This window comes from Pseudomonas oryzae (assembly GCF_900104805.1).
In the GTDB taxonomy this organism is placed as follows: domain Bacteria; phylum Pseudomonadota; class Gammaproteobacteria; order Pseudomonadales; family Pseudomonadaceae; genus Geopseudomonas; species Geopseudomonas oryzae.
The window spans coordinates 3,426,830-3,448,671 of record NZ_LT629751.1; the positions used below are offsets into that span (position 1 = coordinate 3,426,830).

Genomic DNA, 21,842 nt, shown 5'->3' on the forward strand with positions numbered 1-21,842 from the left:
CAGTAAGCTTGCCGGCCATTCGTATCCGTGCTCCGCTCAAGAGGTTCTGCCCATGCCCTGGCTGCAAGTCCGACTCGCCATCACCCCCGACCAGGCCGGAGTGCTGGAAGACCAGCTGCTGGAGCTGGGCGCCGTCTCGGTGACCTTCATGGACGCCGAGGACCAGCCGATCTTCGAACCGGACCTCGGCACCACCCCGCTGTGGACCCACACCCACCTGCTCGCCCTGTTCGAGGACGGCACCGACGGCGACGCGGTGCTCGCCCACCTCAGGCTGCTGCGCGGCGGCGAGCTGCCCGAGCACCAGGTCGAGCGCATCGAGGATCAGGACTGGGAACGCAGCTGGATGGACAACTTCCAGCCGATGCGCTTCGGCCGCCGCCTGTGGATCGTGCCGAGCTGGCATGAGGCGCCGGAGCCGGACGCGGTCAACCTGCTGCTCGACCCCGGCCTGGCCTTCGGCACCGGCACCCACCCGACCACCGCGCTGTGCCTGGAGTGGCTGGACGGGCAAGAAATGGCCGGCTGCCGGGTGCTCGACTTCGGCTGCGGCTCGGGCATCCTCGGCATCGCCGCACTGCTGCTCGGCGCCGAGTCGGCGCTGGGCACCGACATCGACCCGCAGGCGCTGGAAGCCTCGCGCGACAACGCCGGGCGCAACGGCCTGCCGGCCGAAGCCTTCCCGGTCTACCTGCCGGCCGACCTGCCGCAGCAGGCGGTCGACGTGGTGGTCGCCAACATCCTCGCCGGCCCGCTGGTGCAGCTGGCGCCGACCATCACCGCGCTGGTCAAGCCGGGCGGCCGCCTGGCGCTGTCCGGCATCCTCGCCGAGCAGGCCGAGGAAGTGCGCGCCGCCTACCAGGGCGCCTTCGACCTCGACCCCACCGCCGAGAAGGACGGCTGGGTGCGCATCAGCGGCGTGCGCCGCTGAGCCGAGCCGCGCGGCCCCGCCAGTGGCTGCCGGGGCCCGTTGCGCTGCGCTAGAATGACCATCTGACCTTTGCGGATTGTCCTTGCATGACCGAGTCGTTCGTCACCCAGTGCCCCCATTGCCAGACCCGCTTCCGCGTCACCCGCGCGCAGCTCGGCATGGCCCGTGGCGCCGTGCGCTGCGGCGCCTGCATGCAGGTGTTCAACGCCGCCGAGCACCTCGACGAGGCTGCGCGTGAAGCACGGGCGCCGGCCAGCGCGCCGCAGCCCGCGGCACCCGGCGCAGCGGCCGCGCGCGAGGCGGTGCACCGGGCGGTCGAGGCCGCCGATGTGCGCGGCAGTCTCGGCAAGGCGCTCGGCAGCGCGGCGGCGGGCGGCGTGACAGCGGCGGCGACCGAACCCCCGGCCGCCAGCAGCGCCCTGCCCAAGCCGCGCGAGACGCCTCCACCCACTCCGCCGCAGAGCCGGGAAGCCAACTCGGCCAGCGTGACGCCACCGCCGCCCGCACCGGCGCCCGACGACACCCTGTGGATCCATGACGATCTCGACCTCGACAACCTCGATCTCGAACTCGACGACGAGCTGGACAAGCTCGGCCCGGCCGACTTCGAGCTGAGCAACGAATTCCGCGACTACCAGCCGCCCCGATCGCCCTTCGCCGCCCCCGAGCCGCCGCGCGAAGCCCACGACGAAAGCTGGGCCGAAGCCCTGCTGCACGAGCCGGCCATGACCGCCAGGCCGGCGGCCAGAGCGGCGGCCGCGCCGCCCGCGCGGGTGGTCGACGAACCGCCGCTGGAAGGCGCCAGCGGCGACGAGCAGTTCCCCGAGCTCGACGACGATGCCGAGGAGGCCGAACGGCGCGCCCCGGCGGGCCTCAGCGCCGAGCGCGACGAACCGATCTCGGTCAGCGCCGCCGCCGCCAGCCTGGGCGCCGCCGCGACCGGCAGCGCGACGCCAGCCGCCCGCCCGGGCGAGCCGCGCCTGCGCGACGAGGGCCTGCTCAACCTCGCCGACGAGCCGCTGCAGCTCGACTGGCAGCCGCCGCGCACCAGCTGGCTGCGCCGCCTAGTATGGCTGCTGCTGATCCTGCTGGCGCTGGCCGGCCTGGCCGCGCAGTACCTCTACTACCACTTCGACGAACTGGCCCGTCAGGAGCGCCTGCGCCCCTGGCTCGAACAGGCCTGTGCGCCGCTCGGCTGCACGCTGCCGCCGCGCGTCGACGTCGGCCTGGTGAAGAGCAGCAACCTCACCGTGCGCAACCACCCGACCCATCCCGGCGCGCTGACCGTCGACGCGATCATCTACAACCGCGCCGACTTCGCCCAGCCGTTCCCGCTGCTCGAGCTGCGTTTCGAGGACATCAACGGCAAGCCGCTGGCCAGCCGGCGCTTCAAGCCGAGCGAGTACCTCGCCGGCGAACTGGCCGGGCGCCGCGAGATGCCGCCGCAGACGCCGATCCACATCGCCCTGGAGATCATCGATCCGGGCACCCACGCGGTGAACTACAGCCTCGCCTTCCACTCGCCGGACTGAACCGTCCGGCGACTGTTCAAAAAACACTCAGAACAACCTTTATCCAGACGGCGAGAGCGGGTATCATCGCCACCCTTTTCCAGCAGCTGATTTGCCCCCTGCGGCAGGGATAACCCATGTCGGTGGTACGCATCGGCCCCTACACCCTCCCCAATCGCGTGATCCTGGCCCCGATGGCCGGCGTCACCGATCGCCCGTTCCGCCAACTGTGTCGCCGCCTGGGCGCCGGCCTGGTCGTGGCCGAAATGCTCACCAGCGACGTGCGCCTGTGGCACAGCCGCAAGTCGCGCCTGCGCATGCTCCACGACGGCGACCCCGAGCCGCGCTCGGTGCAGATCGCCGGCGGCGACCCGCAGATGCTCGCCGAGGCGGCACGGCGCAACGTCGAGCTGGGCGCGCAGATCATCGACATCAACATGGGCTGCCCGGCCAAGAAGGTGTGCAACAAGGCCGCCGGCTCGGCGCTGATGAAAGACGAGCAGCTGGTCGGGCAGATCCTCGACGCCGTGGTCGCCGCCGTCGACGTGCCGGTGACCCTGAAGATCCGCACCGGCTGGGACCGCGACAACAGGAACGGCGTGACCATCGCGCGCATCGCCGAACAGGCCGGCATCGCCGCCCTCTCCGTGCACGGCCGCACCCGCGCCGACCTGTACACCGGCCAGGCCGAGTACGCCACCATCGCCGCGATCCGCGAGGCGGTCAGCCTGCCGCTGTTCGCCAACGGCGACATCGACTCGCCGGCGAAGGCCCGCGCCGTGCTCGACGCCACCGGCGCCGATGCGGTGATGATCGGCCGCGCCGCCCAGGGCCGGCCGTGGATCTTCCGCGAGATCGACCATTACCTGGCCACCGGCGAGCTGCTGCCGGCGCCCACGCTCGAGGAAGTCGAGCGCATCCTCCTCGACCACCTGGCCGACCTGCATGCCTTCTACGGCAGCGAGATGGGCGTGCGCATCGCCCGCAAGCACGTCGGCTGGTACCTGGCGACCCTGCCCGGAGCCCGGGATTTCCGAACCGATTTCAACCGCCTGGACTGCCCCGCCGCCCAGCACGAGCAGGTGCGCGGCTTCTTCGCCAGGCAAAGGGACATCTGCAGAGGGACGGCCGCATGACGACCCTGACCGAGAATTTTGTGAGTGGAACGACAGCCGTGAGCGACAACGCCAACCTGAAACAGCACCTCATCGCCCCCAGCGAGGAGCGGCAGACCCTGCGCGACAGCGTGGAGCAGGCCCTGCACAACTACTTCGCCCACCTCGACGGCCAGCCGGTGACCGACGTCTACAATCTGGTGCTGTCGGAAGTGGAGGCGCCGCTGCTGGAGACCGTGATGCGCTACGTCAAGGGCAACCAGACCAAGGCCTCCGAGCTGCTCGGCCTGAACCGCGGCACCCTGCGCAAGAAGCTCAAGCAGTACGACCTGCTGTAACCCGATCCGCTTGATCAGGGGAGCAGCCGGCCTGCTCCCTTTTTCGTCCAATCCTGTCCTGATGGAATCCGAGATGACCGACCAGACCACCCGCCTTCCCGTCCGCCGCGCGCTGATCAGCGTGTCCGACAAGACCGGCGTCGTCGACTTCGCCCGCGAGCTCGCCGCCCTCGGCGTCGAGATCCTCTCCACTGGCGGCACCTTCAAGCTGCTGCGTGACAACGGCATCGCCGCCGTGGAAGTGGCCGACTACACCGGCTTCCCGGAAATGATGGACGGCCGGGTGAAGACCCTGCATCCGAAGATCCACGGCGGCATCCTCGGCCGTCGCGACCTGGACGGCGCGGTGATGGCCGAGCACGGCATCAATCCGATCGACCTGGTGGCGGTCAACCTCTACCCGTTCGCCGCCACCGTGGCCAAGCCGGGCTGCACCCTGCCGGACGCCATCGAGAACATCGACATCGGCGGCCCGACCATGGTCCGCTCGGCGGCGAAGAACCACAAGGACGTCGCCATCGTGGTCAACGCCGGCGACTACGCCGGCATCGTCGCGTCGCTGAAGGCTGGCGGCCTGACCTACGCCCAGCGCTTCGACCTGGCGCTCAAGGCCTTCGAGCACACCGCCGCCTACGACGGCATGATCGCCAACTACCTGGGCACCATCGACCAGGCCGCCGAGACCCTGTCCACCGAAGGCCGCAGCGAATTCCCGCGCACCTTCAACAGCCAGTTCGTCAAGGCCCAGGACATGCGCTACGGCGAGAACCCGCACCAGAGCGCGGCCTTCTACGTCGAGGCCAACCCGGCCGAAGCCTCCGTGGCCACCGCCAAGCAGCTGCAGGGCAAGGAGCTGTCGTTCAACAACGTGGCCGACACCGACGCCGCCCTGGAGTGCGTGAAGAGCTTCACCAAGCCGGCCTGCGTGATCGTCAAGCACGCCAACCCGTGCGGCGTGGCCGTGGTCCCGGAAGCCGACGGCGGCATCCGCAAGGCCTACGACCTGGCCTACGCTACCGACAGCGAATCGGCCTTCGGCGGCATCATCGCCTTCAACCGCGAGCTGGACTTTGATACCGCCAAGGCCATCGTCGAGCGCCAGTTCGTCGAGGTGATCATCGCCCCGAGCGTGTCCGCCGAGGCCCGCGAGGTGGTCGCCGCCAAGGCCAACGTGCGCCTGCTCGAGTGCGGCCAGTGGCCGGCCGAACGCATCGGCGGCCTGGACTACAAGCGCGTCAACGGCGGCCTGCTGGTGCAGAGCCGCGACATCGGCATGATCAGCGAGGCCGATCTGAAGGTGGTGACCCAGCGCGCGCCGAGCGAGCAGGAACTGCACGACCTGATCTTCGCCTGGAAGGTGGCCAAGTTCGTCAAGTCCAACGCCATCGTCTATGCCAAGAACCGCCAGACCGTCGGCGTCGGCGCCGGCCAGATGAGCCGCGTCAACTCCGCGCGCATCGCCGCGATCAAGGCCGAGCACGCCGGCCTGGAAGTGAAGGGTGCGGTGATGGCGAGCGACGCCTTCTTCCCGTTCCGCGACGGCATCGACAACGCCGCCAAGGCCGGCATCACCGCGGTGATCCAGCCGGGTGGCTCGATGCGCGACGCCGAGGTGATCGCCGCCGCCGACGAGGCCGGCATCGCCATGGTGTTCACCGGCATGCGCCACTTCCGCCACTGAGGTCGGCCGCACTGTAACCGGCATCTGCTGCGTTGCCCCGGACTCCGCCAATGCTCATTGCCAGTAGGCAACTGCGCTTGTCGAAGCCCGGGGCGCCTTGCATCTACCGGCTCCATTGCGACCTCGTACCCGGTCGCCTTTTTTCGTAGGGTAGAAAACCGCGCAGCGTTTTCCACCGCTGGACCCCAGGTCCACCTCCCCGAGGAGAGCAACATGAACGTACTGATCATCGGCAGCGGCGGCCGCGAGCACGCCCTGGCCTGGAAAGTGGCGCAGGATCCGCGCGTCGAGAAGGTGTTCGTCGCCCCCGGCAACGCCGGCACCGCCACCGAGGCCAAGTGCGAGAACGTCGCCATCGGCGTGCTGGAGCTCGAGCGCCTGGCCGACTTCGCCGCCGCCAACGTGCAGCTGACCATCGTCGGCCCCGAGGCGCCGCTGGTCGCCGGCGTGGTCGACCTGTTCCGCTCGCGCGGCCTGGACATCTTCGGCCCGACCGCCGGCGCCGCCCAGCTGGAAGGCTCCAAGGCCTTCACCAAGGACTTCCTCGCCCGCCACGCCATCCCCACCGCCGCCTACCGGAACTTCACCGAGGTCGAGCCGGCGCTGGCCTATCTGCGCGAGCAGGGTGCGCCGATCGTGGTCAAGGCCGACGGCCTGGCCGCCGGCAAGGGCGTGATCGTCGCCATGACCCTCGAGGAAGCCGAGGAAGCGGTGCGCGACATGCTCTCCGGCAACGCCTTCGGCGATGCCGGCGCGCGCGTGGTGGTCGAGGAGTTCCTCGACGGCGAGGAAGCCTCGTTCATCGTCATGGTCGACGGCGAGCACGTGCTGCCGATGGCCACCAGCCAGGACCACAAGCGCGTCGGCGACGGCGACAGCGGCCCGAACACCGGCGGCATGGGCGCCTACTCGCCGGCCCCGGTGGTCACCCCGGCGGTGCACCAGCGGGTGATGGACGAGATCATCTACCCGACCGTGCGCGGCATGGCGGCCGAGGGCAACGTCTACACCGGCTTCCTGTACGCCGGCCTGATGATCGACAAGAGCGGCGCGCCCAAGGTCATCGAGTTCAACTGCCGTTTCGGCGACCCGGAAACCCAGCCGATCATGGTCCGCTTGGAGTCCTCGCTGGTCCTGCTGGTCGAGGCCGCCCTGGCCAAGGCGCTGGACAAGGTCGAGGCGACCTGGGATCCGCGTCCCACCGTGGGCGTGGTGCTGGCCGCCGGCGGCTACCCGAGCGACTACGCCAAGGGCGACGTGATCGAGGGTCTGGCCGAGGCGGCGAAGATCGACGGCAAGGTGTTCCACGCCGGCACCGCGCTGAACGCCCAGGGCCAGGTGGTCACCGCCGGCGGCCGCGTGCTGTGCGCCACCGCCATCGGTTCGAGCGTGTCGAACGCCCAGCAGCAGGCCTATCGCCTGGCCGAGCAGATCCGCTGGAACGGCATGTTCTACCGCAAGGACATCGGCTACCGCGCCATCGCCCGCGAGCGCGGCGAGGACTGATGCCCGCGGCGCCGGCCCCGCTGCAGCGGGGCCGGCGCTCCTCCCGCCGGTCAGGCCGCGGCTGACTCGGCACGGCGCTTCCTGTATATTTTTTGACCAGAAGCGCTTCCCCTTCCCATGCTCCTATAATTCGTCCACCTCACCCAGATAGGGATGCCTGAACGTGCGCTGGCCTCGGATTGCCGTCACCCTGGTTGCCAGCCTGCTGCTGGCACTGCCCGCTGTTGCCCTGCTGCTGCTCGAACACGCCGCCGGCGCGCGCGCCTGGTTGCCGGCCGGCCTGGATGCCAACCTGCTGCTCGGCGTCCTGGGCGGGGGCCTGCTGATGCTCGCGGTCTATCACCTGATGCATTTCGGCCATGCCCGCGAGCGGGGCAACCTGCTGCTCGGCGTGCTCGCCGGCCTGCCGCTGGCACTCGCCGCCGGCGGTCTCTGGCCACCGCTGTCGGCCAGCGCTGACGCCGCCCTGCTCGGCGGCGGCCTGCTCGCCCTGTTCCTCGCCTCGCTGGTCCTGCGCGAGCGCCAGCATCAGCGCACCCTCGAACGGGTCAGCTCCAGCCACGCCGAGGCCGCCAGCCGCGCCGAGCTGGAAGGCAAGGCCAAGTTCCTCGCGCGCATCAGCCACGAGATCCGCACGCCGATGAACGGCGTGCTGGGCATGACCGAGCTGCTCCTCGACACGCCGCTGTCGGCCAAGCAGCGCGACTACGTGCAGACCATCCACAGCGCCGGCAACGAGCTGCTGCTGCTGATCAACGAGATCCTCGACATCTCCGCCCTGGAGTCCGGCGAGATCGAGCTGGAGCACGTGCAGTTCGACCTGCACGCGCTGGTCGACGAATGCCTGGACATCTTCCGCGCCCGCGCCGAGCAGCAGGGCGTCGAGCTGATCGGCTTCGTCCCGCCGCAGGTGCCGCGCACCATCAGCGGCGATCCGGCACGCCTGCGCCAGGCCCTGCTCAACCTGCTCGACCATGCCTTCCGCCATACCGACGAGGGCGAGGTGATGCTGATCGCCGCGCTGGATCGCGAGCAGCCCCAGCCGCGCCTGCGCCTGGCCGTGCAGGACAGCGGCCGGCCGCTGAGCAGCGCCGACCGCGCCGAGCTGCTCGGCAGCCGCCAGCTGAGCCGCGACTACCTCGAGCAGACCCAGCCCGACGGCCGCCTCGGCCTGCTGATCAGCCGCGAGCTGGTCGGCCTGATGCATGGCGAGTTCGGCATCGAGAGTGGCAACCAGCAGGGCAACACCCTGTGGCTCAGCCTGCCGCTGGACAGCGCCAGCCTGACCCCGACGGCCTTCCCCGCCGAGCTGCAGCTGCGCGAGGCGCGGGTGCTGGTGGTCGACGACAACGAGACCTGCCGCAAGGTGCTGCTGCAGCAGTGCGCGAGCTGGGGCCTGCAGGCCAGCAGCGCGGCCTCCGGTGCCGAGGCGCTGGCCCTGCTGCGCACCAAGGCCAACCTGCGCGAGTACTTCGACGCGGTGCTGCTCGACTACGACATGCCGGGCATGAACGGCCTGCAGCTGGCCGCCAAGATCAAGGCCGACCCCTTCCTCAACCACGACCTGCTGCTGATCATGCTCGGCGGGCAGAGTCAGGCGCCGAGCAAGCTGGTGGCGCGCAACGCCGGCATCAGCCGCATCCTCGCCAAGCCGGTGGCCGGCTACACGCTCAAGGCCACCCTCGCCGAGGAGCTCGGCCGCAGCCGCCGTCCGCTCACCCCGGGCAGCCAGCGCCAGCCGCCGGCGCTGGCGGTACCGGCCGACTTCCGCGTGCTGGTGGCCGAGGACAACAGCATCTCCACCAAGGTCATCCAGGGCATGCTCGGCAAGCTCGACCTGGTGCCGGATCTGGTCAGCAACGGCCGCGACGCCCTGCGCGCCATGCAGACCAAGCAGTACGACCTGGTGCTGATGGACTGCGAGATGCCGGTGCTCGACGGCTTCCGCGCCACCGAGCAGCTGCGCGCCTGGGAGACCGCCGGCCAGCGCCCGCACACCCCGGTGGTGGCGATGACCGCGCACATTCTCGAGGAACACAAGGAGCGCGCGCTCAGGGTCGGCATGGACGGCCACGTGGCCAAGCCGGTGGAGCTGTCGCAGCTGCGCGCGCTGGTCGAGCACTGGATCGCCCACAAGGAGCAGCGCAGCCGCGTGGCGCAGCCGTAGTGATCAGGCGGCCAGCAGCATCCACAGCGGCAGGCTGAACACCGCCAGCGCGGTGGAGAGGAATACCTCGGAGCCGAGGGTGCGGTTGTCCTCGGCGGTGCTGGCGAAGGCCAGCACGTTGACCCCGGTCGGCCCGGCCGCCATCAGCAGCAGCACGCTGCGCGCCACCTCGCCGAGGCCGAGCAGGCCGGCGCACCACCAGACCAGCGCCGGGAACGCCAGCAGCTTGACCGCGGTGAGGGCGAACACCGCCGGCGCCGGATGGAAGCGGTAGCGGCACAGGCCCATGCCCAGCACCATCAGCGCGCAGGGCAGCGCGGCCTGCGCCAGCCAGTCGGCAACCTTCCACAACATGCCGGGCAGCGGCAGGTCGAGGGCGTTGACCAGCGCGCCGAGCAGCAGGCCGTTGATCACCGGATTGAACAGGTTCTTCACCAGGCTGCGCGCATCCAGGCGGCTGCCGGTGCCCAGCGCCACGTACAGCGAGTGCAGGCTGAACAGCACCAGGCTGTGGAACACCAGCACGGCGAACACGTAGACCAGCTTGTCGGCGCCAAGCAGGGTGGTCACCAGCGGGATGCCGATCAGCACGTTGTTCGAGTAGGCGGCGGCCAGGCCGTAGGGGCTGGCGCCGCCGCGCTGGCGGTGGCTCCACCAGTTGACCAGCGCGAACACCAGCAGTACCGGCAGGAAGTAGGCCAGCAGCAGGCTGGGCGCCAGGCCCTCGCCGAGATCGGCGCGGGCGATGCCGGTGAACAGCAGGGTCGGCATGAACAGCTTGAAGGTCATGGTCGACAGCCCGGCCACCGCCTCGCCGGCCAGCCAGCCGCGCCAGCACAGCAGGTAGCCGAGGCCGACCAGCAGGAAGATCGGCACTATGGCCTGAAACGCGATCATCGGCGCAGACTCCTTGCGCAGCCAATGGCAGAGGTCCGCCGGCGGATTTCCCGCGGCGGGCGGCACAGGATACGCCGCCCGCTCGTCGCCTGGCGATGGCCGCCGCCGTCAGTCGACCAGGCGCAGGGTGCCCTTCATCAGCGCGGCATGGCCGGGGAAGGTGCAGAAGAACAGGTACTGCTCGTCGGCCCGCAGGCGGCTGACCGGGAAGGTCACCGAGGCCGACTCGCCGCCGCCGATCACCGGAGTGGCGGCGATCACCCGCGCGTCGCCCGGGCGGGTGAAGCTGTGCGCCAGACCGCCGACCAGGCCGGCGCTGTTGACCCCCTGCTGGTCGGCGGCGCGCGCCAGCACCCAGTTGTGGCCCATCAGGGTCTTTTCCAGCGTGCCGGTGTGGTGCAGGTTGACGGTGAACTCCCGGCAGCTGCGGCTGACTTCGATGCGGTGCACATTGAAGGCGATCCGGTCGCTGGCCTCGATATCGACGCTGCAGTCCGCCGCCCACGACAACGGACTGAGCAGGGCCAGCAGGCCGGCGACTAGGGTTGGGCGGCTCAAACGGGGCTTCCTCGGCATTGGCGATGACTACCCCCCTGCGACCGTCATCCCGCCGGGCAAGTTCCACCCGATGGTCGGCTATGCTGCCCATAGAGGGATTCAAACGGCGCCCGGCCAGCCGCCGCGCGACACTGGTGCCGGAATACCCACGGGAGGGCTCGACCATGACCATCCACGACTTTCTCGACCGCCTGTTCGCGGCCTACGCCGACTATGCCGGCGCGGTGTGCGGGGCCAGCGCCGACTAGGACGCCTCGCCGCGCGGGGCGAGCGGATCGAGCAGCCCCGCCACGCAGGCCATGCCGACCAGGTCGGTGAGACGCTCGGCCTGCATGCGCTTCATCACCCGCGCGCGGTACAGGTCGACGGTCTTCACGCTGATGTCGAGCTGCTCGGCGATCTCGCGGCTGGTGTAGCCCTGCACCAGCGGCAGCAGCACGTCGCGCTCGCGCGGGGTGAGGCTGTCCAGCCGCGCGCGCAGCGCCGCCGCGCCGCCCTCGCGGGCCAGCCGCTCGGCGTGGCGGCGCAGCGCCTGCTGCACGCTGTCGAGCAGCTGCTGCTCGTTGCACGGTTTCTCAAGGAAGTCGCAGGCCCCCGACTTGAAGGCGCGCACCACGATCGGCACGTCGGCGTGGCCGCTGACGAAGATCACCGGCAGCTCGAGACCGCGCGCGCGCAGCTCCTCCTGCACGTTCAGCCCGCCCATGCCCGGCATGCGCACGTCGAGCAGCACGCAGGCCGGCCGCGTCGGGTCGCAGGCGGCGAGGAAGTCGCGGCCGTTGGTGAACGGCAGCGCCCTGAGCCCCACCGACTCGAGCAGCCACACGGTCGAATCGAGCATGCCCTGGTCGTCGTCGACCACGTACACCACCTGTTCCTGCGCCACCACCATTGCTCACTCCTGTCGTTCTGGTTGTCCCGCGTCGGTCTCGCCGCGTCCGGCCAACGGCAGGCTGCAGGTCAGCCGCAGCCCCTCGGCCTGGCGGCTGGCGCCCAGCTCGCCGCCGAAACCCTCGACGATCGAGCGGCTCATCGACAGCCCCAGGCCCAGGCCCTCGGCCTTGCTGGTGTAGAAGGGCGTGAAGATCTGCTCCAGCTGCGCCTCGCCGACCCCCGGCCCCTGGTCCTCGACGCCGATGCACAGGCGCTGGCCGCCGCCCTCCAGGCCCGCCGCCAGGCGGATGCGCGAGGGCGCGCCGGGATGCGCCTCGCGGTTGGCCTCGATGGCGTTGCGCAGCAGGTTGAGCAGCACCTGCTCGAGCAGCACGCGGTCGGCGTACACCGGCGGCAGATTGTCCGGCAGATCCTCGTCGATCGCCACCTGCGCCTGCGCCGCCTCCCAGGCGCACAGGCGCACCGCCTCGCGCGCCACCGCCGCACCATCGAGCGCCTGCATGCGCCGCTGGCCCTTGCGCAGGAAGGCGCGCAGGCGGCGGATCACCTCGGCGGCGTGGTTGGCGTGCGCGGTGATCCGCTCCAGCCCCTGGGCGACCCGCTCGGCGGCCTGAGGATTGCTTCCCAGTGACTGCAGGTAGCGCTGGCTGGCGCTGGCGTAGTTGACCACCGCGGCCAGCGGCTGGTTGATCTCGTGGGCGATCCCCGAGGCCAGCTCGCCCATGGTCACCAGCCGCGCGGTGTGCGCCAGCTCGTCCTGGTGGCGGCGCAGCTGCGCCTCGCGCAGCTCGCGCTCGGTCATGTCGCGCGCCACCAGCGAGAAGTAGCGACCGCCGTCGGCGCCGCGATGGGCCAGGAGGACCAGCGACACCGGCAGCGAGGTCGCGCCGTCCGGGGCATGCAGACGCATGTCGCTGCGCCACACGCCGTTGCGCTCGGCACAGGCCAGGCCCTCGTCGAGCAGGCGCGCCAGCTCGGCGGGGGCGAGCAGCGCGCCGAGCGGCGGCGGCGCTTCCTCGCCCAGGCCTAGGGTGCGCCGCGCCGCCTGGTTGAGATAGGTGAGATTGCCGGCGCGGTCGGTGAACAGCACCAGGTCGGTGGTCGCCTCGATCACCTCGGCCAGGCGCCGGCGCGCCTCCTCGCCGCGCACCCGCGCGGTGATGTCGCGCGACACGCTGACGATCTCCACCACCGTGCCGGTGTAGGTCTCGCGGATCGCCCGCGCGGCGGTCTCGAACCACAGGTAGTAGCCGTCGCGGTGGCGCAGGCGGTAGCTCATAGTGTGATAGCCGAGACGCTCGAGCTGTTCGCGCGCCTGGCGCATCTGCTCGAGGTCGTCGGGATGCAGCAGCTCGCGCACGCGCAGGCCGCGCAGCTGCTCGGGCCAGTAGCCGAGCAGGGTCCAGGACGCCGGCGAGGCGTCGAGGAAGCGGCCGTCCGGGGTGTGCCGGGAGATCAGGTCGGTGGTGTTCTCGGTGATCACCCGGTACAGCCGGCGCGCCTGCGCCGCCTCGCGCTCGCCGCGCAACTGCTCGCTGGCATCGCGGCCGCGCGCCAGCACGCGGCCGCCATCGGCGGGAATGAACTGCCAGAGCAGGCTGCGCCCGCCGACCTCGGCGCTCACCGGCCCCACCGCGCGCTGCTGGGTGCGGCAGGCCTGCGCCAGCTGGCGGTGGTTGACCGGCAGCAGCGCCAGCGGCACCGCCAGCGCACAGTCCTGCTGCAGGCGGTGGGCGGCGCGGTTGAGGTCGAGCAGGCTCTCGTCGGCATCGAGCAGCAGGCTCGGCGCGTCGTCGGCCTGCAGCAGCGGCGCCGGCGGCGCCTGCTCGCGCGCCTGACCGAGCAGCGCCCGCAGCAGCTCGCCCAGCCAGCCGGCCAGCCCCGCGGCGACGCCCTCGGCGAACACCAGCAGCAGCAGGCCGGGCTCGCCGGGCGCCAGCTCCAGCGCCAGCGCCACGCCGTTCCGGATCGCCGCACGGCGCAGCCGCCCGGCCAGCCAGCAGGGCAGCGCGCGCAGGCTTTCGACCTGCAGCTGGCCGTGCGCCGCCAGCGCGGCGAACAGCGCGGCGTCGCTGGCCTGTGCCAGGTCGCCGGCACCCGGCGGCAGGCGCCGCGCGCTGCCCAGCTCGGCGTAGGTACCGGCCGCCGGTTGCCAGGCCAGGTAGTAGGCCTGCGCCACCTCCGCCCGCGCCTGCGCCAGGCGCAGCAGGGCATCGGCCAACTCGTCGCGGCTCACCCCCGCGCCGGCGAGGCGCAGCAGCTCGCGCAGTTCGCGTGACGGGGCCGCGGCCTGGCGGTCCGAATGCGGCATGATCTCTGGCCTCCCTCGATTTTTATAGTACTTATACCATACGAGGTTAGATAAAAACCTATACACATTTCCGCAAAACCGATCTATGCTCGGGACAAGTCACCACAGGGATGTGGTGCCGCAGGTCGTCGATCCGGCTGCGCCGCGTCGATGCACCAACAAGAACAGAGCTAACAATCAGCCAGCGGATACAGTCATGTCGATCTACGAGCAGGGCCTCGCGCCCGCCCCCGTCAATCATCTCGCCCTCACTCCGCTCAGCTTCATCGAGCGCACCGCCAGCATCTACCCCGAACGCCTCGCCGTGATCCACGGCGCCATCCGCCGCAACTGGCGCGAGACCTACCGGCGCTGCCGGCGCCTGGCCTCGGCGCTGGCCGGTCGCGGCATCGGCCAGGGCGACACCGTGGCGGTGATGCTGCCCAACATCCCGGCGATGCTCGAGGCGCACTTCGGCGTGCCGATGATCGGCGCCGTGCTCAACACCCTCAACGTGCGCCTGGACGCCGAGGCGATCGCCTTCATGCTGCAGCACGGCGAGGCCAAGGTGCTGATCGCCGACCGCGAGTTCGCCGAGGTGGTGCACGCCGCGGTGGGCATGCTCGGCCGGCCGATCCTGGTGGTCGACGTCGACGACCCGGAGTACGGCGAGGGCGCGGCGCTCAGCGAGCTGGACTACGAGGCGCTGCTCGCCGAGGGCGACCCGGAATTCGCCTGGCGGTGGCCGGACGACGAGTGGCAGGCGATCAGCCTCAACTACACCTCCGGCACCACCGGCAACCCCAAGGGCGTGGTCTATCACCACCGCGGCGCCTTCCTCAACGCCATGGGCAACCAGATGACCTGGGCTATGGGCCACCACCCGGTGTACCTGTGGACGCTGCCGATGTTCCACTGCAACGGCTGGTGCTATCCGTGGACCATCACCGCGCTGGCCGGCGCCCACGTGTTCCTGCGCCGGGTCGACCCGCAGAAGATCCTCACCCTGATCCGCGAGCACCGCGTCACCCACCTGTGCGGCGCGCCCATCGTGCTCAACGCGCTGGTCAACATGCCCGAGTCGGCCAAGGCGGCCATCGACCACCCGGTGCACGCCATGGTCGCCGGCGCCGCGCCGCCTGCCAAGGTGATCGGCGCGGTGGAGGAAATGGGCATCAAGGTCACCCACGTCTACGGCCTCACCGAGGTCTACGGCCCGGTCACCGTGTGCGCCTGGCACGAGGAGTGGGACGCCCTGCCGCTCGACGAGCGCGCACGCATCAAGGCGCGCCAGGGCGTGCGCTACCCGACCCTGGAGGGGGTGATGGTCGGCGACCCGAAGACCCTCGAGCCGGTGCCGCGCGACGGCGAAACCCTCGGCGAGATCTTCATGCGCGGCAACACGGTGATGAAGGGCTACCTGAAGAACCCCAGCGCCACCGAGGAAGCCTTCGCCGGCGGCTGGTTCCACACCGGCGACCTCGCCGTGTGCCACCCGGACGGCTACGTGGAGATCAAGGACCGCCTCAAGGACATCATCATCTCCGGCGGCGAGAACATCTCGACCATCGAGGTCGAGGGCGTGCTGTACCGCCACCCGGCGGTGCTCGAGGCCGCGGTGGTGGCCCGCCCGGACGAGAAGTGGGGCGAGACGCCGTGCGCCTTCGTCACCCTCAAGCAGGGTCACGCGGCCAGCCAGACGGAGATCATCACCTTCTGCCGCGAGCACCTGGCGCACTTCAAGGTACCCAAGACCGTGGTGTTCGACGCCCTGCCGAAGACCTCCACCGGCAAGATCCAGAAGTACGTGCTGCGCGACTGGGCGCGGGCGCTCTAGTCCGCCCCCCGGTCGACACGGATGACGGCGCCGCCCACCGCGACGGCGCCACCCCGCGGCCTGCCCGGCAGCGCCGCGGGCGTCATGGCGATCCCCGACTACAACAACAATCCGGAGCCTCTCATGGACCTCAGCGTTTCCCGTCACGCGCAGAGCTACGACCACATCCGCAACAATCCCAAGTTCCGCCAGCTGGCGCAGAGCCGTTCGCGCCTGGCCTGGTCGCTGAGCGCCGCGGTGCTCGGCGCCTACTTCCTGTTCATGGCCATCGTCGCCTTCGCCCCCGAGCTGCTGCACCGGCCGCTGGCCGCGGGCAGCCCGCTGAGCATCGGCCTGCCGGTCGGCGCGGCGGTGATCCTGTTCTCCTGGCTGCTCACCGGCTGGTACGTGCGCTGCGCCAACACCCGCTTCGACGCCCTGAGCGCCGAACTCGTGCAGGAGAGCCGCCAATGAAGCGCCCGCACCTCGCCAGCCTGGGCCTGGCCGCCCTCGCCCTGCTGCCCGTCGCCGCCTTCGCCGGCCCCACGGTGGCCGCCGCCGAGAAGCAGCCGCTCAACCTGCACGCCATCGGCATGTTCTTCGTGTTCGTCCTCGCCACCCTGGCGATCACCTGGTGGGCCGCGCGGCAGACCCGCTCCACCTCCGACTTCTACACCGCCGGCGGCGGCATCAGCGGCTTCCAGAACGGTCTGGCGATCGCCGGCGACTACATGTCCGCCGCCACCCTGCTCGGCCTGTCCAGCCTGATGTTCGCCAAGGGCTACGACGGCTTCGTCTACACCGTGGCGTTCTTCGTCGGCTGGCCGCTGATCACCTTCCTGATGGCCGAACGGCTGCGCAACCTCGGCCGCTTCACCTTCGCCGACATCGTCTCCTACCGTCTCGACCAGACGCGCATCCGCACTTTCGCCGCGTTCGGCTCGCTGACCGTGGTGTGCTGCTACCTGGTGGTGCAGATGGTCGGCGCCGGCCAGCTGATCAAGCTGCTGTTCGGCCTCGACTACCCGGTGGCGGTGATGGTGGTCGGCGCGCTGATGCTGGTCTACGTGATCTTCGGCGGGATGATCGCCACCACCTGGGTGCAGATCATCAAGGCGGTGCTGCTGCTCGCCGGCGGCACCACCCTGGCCCTGCTGGCCATGGCCGAGTTCGGCTTCAGCTATTCGACCCTGGCCACCCGCGCCGTCGACACCCACGCCATCGGCCAGGCGATCATGGGCCCGGGCAGCATGCTCGCCGACCCGTTCAACGCCGCCTCGATGTCGCTCGGCCTGGTGTTCGGCATCGCCGGCCTGCCGCACATCCTGATGCGCTTCTTCACCGTGCCCAACGCCAAGGAGGCGCGCAAGTCGGTGTTCTACGCCACCGGCTTCATCGGCTTCTTCTTCCTGGTGGTCGCCACCCTCGGCTTCGCCGCCATCGTCATCGTCGGCAGCGACCCGCAGTACTTCGTCGGCGGCGACACCAGAGGCGCGCTGATCGGCGGCGGCAACATGGTGGCCATGCACCTGGCCAAGGCGGTCGGCGGCAACCTGTTCCTCGGCTTCCTCTCCGCGGTGGCCTTCGCCACCATCCTCGCGGTGGTGTCCGGCCTGGCCCTGGCCGGCGCCTCGGCGATCTCCCACGACCTCTACGCCACCGTGCTGAAGAAGGGCCAGGCCAGCGAGAAGGACGAAATGCGCATGACCCGCCTGGCCACCGTGGGCCTGGGCATCGTCGCCATCCTGCTCGGCATCCTGTTCGAGAAGCAGAACGTCGCCTTCCTGGTCGGCCTGACCTTCGGCGTCGCCGCCTCGACCAACTTCCCGGTGCTGATCATGGCCATGTACTGGAAGGGCCTGACCACCAAGGGCGCGCTGTGCGGCGGTATCGCCGGCCTGGTCAGCGCCATGCTGCTGGTGATCCTGTCGCCGGCGGTATGGGTCACCGTGCTCGGCAACGCCAAGGCGATCTTCCCCTACGACCACCCGGCGCTGATCTCCATGCCGCTGGCGTTCCTGGTCATCGTGGTGGTCTCCAAACTCGACCGCAGCGCCCGCGCCGCGCGCGAGCGCGCCGCCTTCGACGACCAGTTCGTGCGCGCACAGACCGGCCTCGGCTCGGCCGCCGCGGTCGCCCACTGACCTTCCGTCCTGCAACAGCGCTCCGGCGGCCGGCGACGGCGGCCGGAGCGCGCGAACCACCCGGCGCCCCGGCGCCCGATCCATCGAGGTTTCCCCATGCCCGAGTTCAACGCCCCGCTGCGCGACATGCGCTTTGTCCTCCACGAAGTCTTCCAGGCCCCGAGCCTGTGGGCGCGCCTGCCGGCGCTCAGCGAGACCATCGACGGCGACATCGCCGACGCCATCCTCGAGGAGGCCGCCAAGGTCACCGGCGGCCTGCTCGCCCCGCTCAACCGCAGCGGCGACGAGGAAGGCGCACGCTTCGACAACGGTTCGGTGACCACCCCGGCGGGCTTCCGCGCGGCCTATGCCACCTACATCGAGGGCGGCTGGGTCGGCCTGGCCGGCAACCCGGCCTACGGCGGCCTGGGCATGCCCAAGATGCTCGCCGTGCAGTTCGAGGAGATGCTCTACGCCGCAGGCTCCAGCTTCGCCCTGTACTCGGCGCTGACCTCCGGCGCCTGCCTGGCCATCGACGCCCACGCCAGCGAGGAACTCAAGCAGACCTACCTGCCGCGCCTGTACAGCGGCGAGTGGGCCGGCACCATGTGCCTGACCGAGGCGCACGCCGGCAGCGACCTCGGCCTGCTGCGCTCGCGCGCCGAGCCGCAGGCCGACGGCAGCTACGCGATCAGCGGCAGCAAGATCTTCATCACCGGCGGCGAGCAGGACCTCACCGAGAACATCGTCCACCTGGTGCTGGCGCGCCTGCCCGACGCCCCGGCCGGCTCGCGCGGCATCTCGCTGTTCTTGGTGCCCAAGTTCCTGGTCAATGCCGATGGCAGCCTCGGCGCGCGCAACCCGGTCACCTGCGGCTCGATCGAGCACAAGATGGGCATCAAGGCCTCCGCCACCTGCGTGATGAACTTCGACGGCGCCACCGGCTGGCTGGTCGGCGAACCCAACCGCGGCCTCGCCGCGATGTTCACCATGATGAACTACGAGCGCCTGTCGATCGGCATCCAGGGCATCGGCTGCGCCGAGGCGTCCTACCAGAGCGCCGTGGCCTACGCCCGCGAGCGCCTGCAGGGCCGCGCGCCGGCCGGCGCCGTGCAGCCGCAGAAGAGCGCCGACCCGCTCATCGTCCATCCCGACGTGCGGCGCATGCTGCTGACCATCAAGGCGCTCACCGAGGGTGGCCGCGCCTTCTCCACCTGGGTCGGCCAGCAGCTCGACCTGGCCAAGTTCGCCGTCGACGACGCCGAGCGCGAGCACGCCGAAGCGCTGGTCGCCCTGCTCACGCCGGTGGCCAAGGCGTTCTTCACCGACACCGGCCTGGAGAGCTGCGTGCTCGGCCAGCAGGTGTTCGGCGGCCACGGCTACATTCGCGAATGGGGCCAGGAGCAGTTGGTGCGCGACGTGCGCATCGCGCAGATCTACGAGGGTACCAACGGCATCCAGGCGCTCGACCTGCTCGGCCGCAAGGTGCTCGGCAACCAGCGCGCCAGCCTGCGCCTGTTCGCCGCCGAGATCCGCGCCTTCGTCGACAGCCCGGCCGGTACCGCGCAGCCCTACGCCAGCGAGCTGCTCGCCGCCGTCGAACGCCTGGAGAGCGTCAGCCTGTGGCTGGAGCAGCAGGCCGCGGCGAACCCCGCCGAGGTCGGCGCCGCCGCGGTCGACTACCTGCAGCTGTTCGGCTACGTCGCCTACGCCTACATGTGGGCGCGCATGGCCAGTGTCGCCAGCCTGCGCCGCGCCGACGATGAAAGTTTCTACGCCGGCAAGCTGGCCACCGCGCAGTTCTACTTCCGCAAGCTGCTGCCGCGCATCCACAGCCTGGAAGCGAGCATCCGCGCCGGCAGCGCGCCGCTGTACGGGCTGGACGACGAGCAGTTCTGAGTCCCCTTGGCCGCGGCGGTCGCCTGCCCGACCGCCGCGGCCTTTTTTCTGCTGCGGGATGCCCGGGGCGGGAGTAGCCTTGGCGGTATCGTCCCCCGACAAGAACAACAAGGATTGACCATGCGTACCCTGACCACCCTGTCCGGCAACAGCCAGAAGCTCGACGGCGGCGCCATGTTCGGCAACGCGCCGCGCGCCCTGTGGGAGCGCTGGATGCCGGCCGACGCCCTGCACCGCATCGACCTCGGCTGCCGCGCCCTGCTGGTGCGCGAGGACGGCCGCAACATCCTGGTGGAGACCGGCATCGGCGCCTTCTTCAGCCCGGAGCTGAAGGAGCGCTACGGCGTGCAGGAAGACCGCCACGTGCTGCTCGACAACCTGGCGAAGCTCGGCCTGACCGACGCCGACATCGACGTGGTGCTGCTCACCCACCTGCACTTCGACCACGCCGGCGGCCTGCTCGCCCCCTGGGAGGAAGGCCAGCCGCCGCGCCTGCTGTTCCCCAACGCGCGCTTCGTCACCGGCCGCCGCCAGTGGCAGCGCGCCATGGCGCCGCACGCCCGCGACCGCGCCTCGTACATCCCCGAGCTGCTCGAGCTGCTGGAGGCCAGTGGCCGCCTGGAGCTGCTCGCCGACGGCGAGAGCTCGCCGACCCTCGGCCCGGACTGGCGCTTCCATGTCAGCGACGGCCACACCCCAGGCCAGTTCCTCCCCGAGGTCGCCATGCCCGGCGGCCCGGTGGTGTTCGCCGGCGACCTGATCCCCGGCGCGCCCTGGGTGCACCTGCCGATCACCATGGGCTACGACCGCTTCCCGGAAGGGCTGATCGAGGAAAAGACCGCACTGCTGGAAGACCTGCTGGCGCGCAATGGCCGGCTGGTGTTCACCCACGATCCGAAGGTGGCCATGGGCCGGGTCAGCCGCGATGCCAGGGGCAAGTACGGCCTGAGCGAGAGCTGCGGCGAGGTGGTGGGGCTGGCGGAGTAGTGTCGCCCAGCCATGCGGCCGCCGACTGCCAGCGGCGACCGCCATTTGCGCAGGCAACAAAAAACCCGCCGAAGCGGGTTTTCTAGACCAGGCCGGCGTCCTGCCGGCTGACATCCTGTCGGCTGCACTCCGTGCAACGGTCGGTCATCCTTGAGCTGGGTTCAGCCTAGGCGACAAGTGTTGCACTCGTGTTAAGGCACACGCCGCGCTCAGTTGCCGCCGCGCACCTGCAGGCCGATGCCCAGCTCGGCGGCGATCGAGAACGGCAGCAGCAGGGTATCCAGCAGCGCGCTGGCCGGCAGGTCGAGACCGGGGTGTTTCGGCGCCTCGGCGCCGAAGTGGTCGCGCGGGCAGCAGCCGCCGTTGAGCGCGTACCAGTCCAGGCGGGTGCCGGCGTAGATCAGCGGCGCACCGGGCTGGGCGGCGTCGAGGGTGCGCACGCTGGCGCAGCCGCCCAGCAGCAGCGGCGCCAGCAGCAGGGGAAGGAAGCGGCGCATCAGTCCTCGCTGACCCGGTGGTGCTCGCCCCAGCGCGGCAGCATGTCCTGGGGAATGTTCAGCAGGTTGAGGATGCGCGCCACCACGAAGTCGATCAGGTCGTCGATGGTCTGCGGCTGGTGGTAGAAGCCCGGTGCGGCGGGCAGGATCACCGCGCCCATGTTCGACAGCCTGAGCATGTTCTCCAGGTGGATGGTGGAGAACGGCGCCTCGCGCGGCACCAAGATCAGCTGGCGGCGCTCCTTGAGCGCCACGTCGGCGGCACGCTCGATCAGGTTGTTGCACGCCCCCGTGGCGATCGCCGACAGCGAGCCGGTCGAGCAGGGCACCACCACCATGGCCGCCGGCGCGCTGGAACCGGAAGCGGGCGGCGCCATCCAGTCGTCCTGGCCGAACACGCGGATCTGCCCGGGCGCCGCGCCGGTGTACTCGCTGAGGAAGGCCTGCATCGCCCGCGGCTTGGCCGGCAGGGCGACGTCGGTCTCGGTGGCCATCACCAGTTGCGCCGCCTTGGAGATCAGGAAGTGCACCTCGCGCTCCTCCTGCACCAGGCAGTCGAGCAGGCGCAGGCCGTACTGGGCGCCGGAGGCGCCGGTCATCGCCAGGGTGATGCGTTCGGGACCGCTCATCGC

At 70.5% G+C, this 21,842-nt stretch carries 18 protein-coding genes and 1 pseudogene; 13 read left to right on the forward strand and 6 right to left on the reverse strand.

What is annotated here, in order from left to right; all coding sequences use genetic code 11:
• Positions 1–52 precede the first annotated feature (52 nt).
• The 7 genes and pseudogenes from prmA to BLT78_RS15430 all read left to right on the forward strand — a co-directional run.
• The gene (gene prmA, locus BLT78_RS15400; protein ID WP_090350016.1) at positions 53–931 is read left to right on the forward strand and encodes a 50S ribosomal protein L11 methyltransferase; all 879 of its coding nucleotides are present in this window, start codon (positions 53–55) and stop codon (positions 929–931) included.
• Positions 932–1,017: 86 nt separating this feature from the next.
• Entirely contained in the window at positions 1,018–2,463 is a 1,446-nt protein-coding gene (locus BLT78_RS15405) for a DUF3426 domain-containing protein (RefSeq protein ID WP_090350019.1), read from the forward strand.
• 116 nt (positions 2,464–2,579) lie between these two features.
• Positions 2,580–3,578 carry a tRNA dihydrouridine synthase DusB gene (gene dusB / locus BLT78_RS15410; RefSeq protein WP_090350021.1) on the forward strand — a complete coding sequence of 333 codons (999 nt, stop codon included), beginning with the start codon at positions 2,580–2,582 and terminating at the stop codon, positions 3,576–3,578.
• On the forward strand, positions 3,575–3,895 hold the full coding sequence (fis, locus tag BLT78_RS15415) for a DNA-binding transcriptional regulator Fis (protein ID WP_090306550.1): 321 nt from the start codon (positions 3,575–3,577) through the stop codon (positions 3,893–3,895). The genes dusB and fis overlap by 4 nt, the downstream gene beginning before the upstream one ends.
• A gap of 73 nt (positions 3,896–3,968) precedes the next feature.
• Complete coding sequence (gene purH / locus BLT78_RS15420) at positions 3,969–5,576, forward strand: bifunctional phosphoribosylaminoimidazolecarboxamide formyltransferase/IMP cyclohydrolase (RefSeq protein ID WP_090350023.1); 1,608 nt, start codon at positions 3,969–3,971, stop codon at positions 5,574–5,576.
• A 213-nt stretch (positions 5,577–5,789) separates the two neighbouring features.
• Positions 5,790–7,082, forward strand: a complete 1,293-nt coding sequence (gene purD / locus BLT78_RS15425) for a phosphoribosylamine--glycine ligase (RefSeq protein ID WP_090350026.1) — start codon at positions 5,790–5,792, stop codon at positions 7,080–7,082.
• A gap of 190 nt (positions 7,083–7,272) precedes the next feature.
• Positions 7,273–9,249 (forward strand): annotated as a pseudogene (locus tag BLT78_RS15430) (response regulator); the annotation flags it as partial.
• A 3-nt stretch (positions 9,250–9,252) separates the two neighbouring features.
• Here the strand turns inward: BLT78_RS15430 and BLT78_RS15435 are convergent.
• The gene (locus BLT78_RS15435) at positions 9,253–10,146 is read right to left on the reverse strand and encodes an AEC family transporter (RefSeq protein WP_090350029.1); all 894 of its coding nucleotides are present in this window, start codon (positions 10,144–10,146) and stop codon (positions 9,253–9,255) included.
• 108 nt (positions 10,147–10,254) lie between these two features.
• The gene (gene azu / locus BLT78_RS15440; RefSeq protein WP_231975643.1) at positions 10,255–10,704 is read right to left on the reverse strand and encodes an azurin; all 450 of its coding nucleotides are present in this window, start codon (positions 10,702–10,704) and stop codon (positions 10,255–10,257) included.
• An 80-nt stretch (positions 10,705–10,784) separates the two neighbouring features.
• Between azu and BLT78_RS21460 the strand changes: the two genes are divergently transcribed.
• Positions 10,785–10,952, forward strand: a complete 168-nt coding sequence (locus BLT78_RS21460; protein ID WP_157719552.1) for a hypothetical protein — start codon at positions 10,785–10,787, stop codon at positions 10,950–10,952.
• Here the strand turns inward: BLT78_RS21460 and BLT78_RS15445 are convergent.
• Entirely contained in the window at positions 10,949–11,596 is a 648-nt protein-coding gene (locus BLT78_RS15445) for a response regulator transcription factor (protein ID WP_090350035.1), read from the reverse strand. The two genes, BLT78_RS21460 and BLT78_RS15445, sit on opposite strands and share 4 nt — an antisense overlap.
• A 3-nt stretch (positions 11,597–11,599) precedes the next feature.
• Positions 11,600–13,909 (reverse strand): PAS domain-containing sensor histidine kinase, encoded by a 2,310-nt coding sequence (locus tag BLT78_RS15450; RefSeq protein WP_090350038.1) that lies wholly within the window; start codon positions 13,907–13,909, stop codon positions 11,600–11,602.
• A 196-nt stretch (positions 13,910–14,105) separates the two neighbouring features.
• On the opposite strand from BLT78_RS15450, the gene BLT78_RS15455 reads away from it, so the two are divergent.
• From BLT78_RS15455 to BLT78_RS15475, 5 genes are all read left to right on the forward strand, one after another.
• Positions 14,106–15,725 (forward strand): acyl-CoA synthetase, encoded by a 1,620-nt coding sequence (locus tag BLT78_RS15455; RefSeq protein ID WP_090350041.1) that lies wholly within the window; start codon positions 14,106–14,108, stop codon positions 15,723–15,725.
• 123 nt (positions 15,726–15,848) lie between these two features.
• Positions 15,849–16,178 (forward strand): DUF485 domain-containing protein, encoded by a 330-nt coding sequence (locus tag BLT78_RS15460; RefSeq protein ID WP_090350044.1) that lies wholly within the window; start codon positions 15,849–15,851, stop codon positions 16,176–16,178.
• Positions 16,175–17,848, forward strand: coding sequence for a cation acetate symporter (locus BLT78_RS15465; protein ID WP_090350046.1), 1,674 nt, complete (start codon positions 16,175–16,177; stop codon positions 17,846–17,848). Before BLT78_RS15460 ends, BLT78_RS15465 begins: the two co-directional genes overlap by 4 nt.
• A gap of 96 nt (positions 17,849–17,944) precedes the next feature.
• Positions 17,945–19,726 (forward strand): acyl-CoA dehydrogenase C-terminal domain-containing protein, encoded by a 1,782-nt coding sequence (locus BLT78_RS15470; protein WP_090350051.1) that lies wholly within the window; start codon positions 17,945–17,947, stop codon positions 19,724–19,726.
• A 120-nt stretch (positions 19,727–19,846) separates the two neighbouring features.
• A complete protein-coding gene (locus tag BLT78_RS15475) occupies positions 19,847–20,713 on the forward strand; it encodes an MBL fold metallo-hydrolase (protein WP_090350054.1) in 867 nt (288 codons plus the stop codon).
• A 209-nt stretch (positions 20,714–20,922) separates the two neighbouring features.
• Here BLT78_RS15475 and BLT78_RS15480 read toward each other — a convergent pair whose 3' ends face one another.
• Together BLT78_RS15480 and ubiX are read right to left on the reverse strand one after the other, a co-directional pair.
• The gene (locus BLT78_RS15480) at positions 20,923–21,210 is read right to left on the reverse strand and encodes a YceK/YidQ family lipoprotein (RefSeq protein ID WP_090350056.1); all 288 of its coding nucleotides are present in this window, start codon (positions 21,208–21,210) and stop codon (positions 20,923–20,925) included.
• A complete protein-coding gene (gene ubiX, locus BLT78_RS15485) occupies positions 21,210–21,839 on the reverse strand; it encodes a flavin prenyltransferase UbiX (RefSeq protein WP_090350057.1) in 630 nt (209 codons plus the stop codon). Before ubiX ends, BLT78_RS15480 begins: the two co-directional genes overlap by 1 nt.
• Between the last annotated feature and the right edge of the window lie 3 nt (positions 21,840–21,842).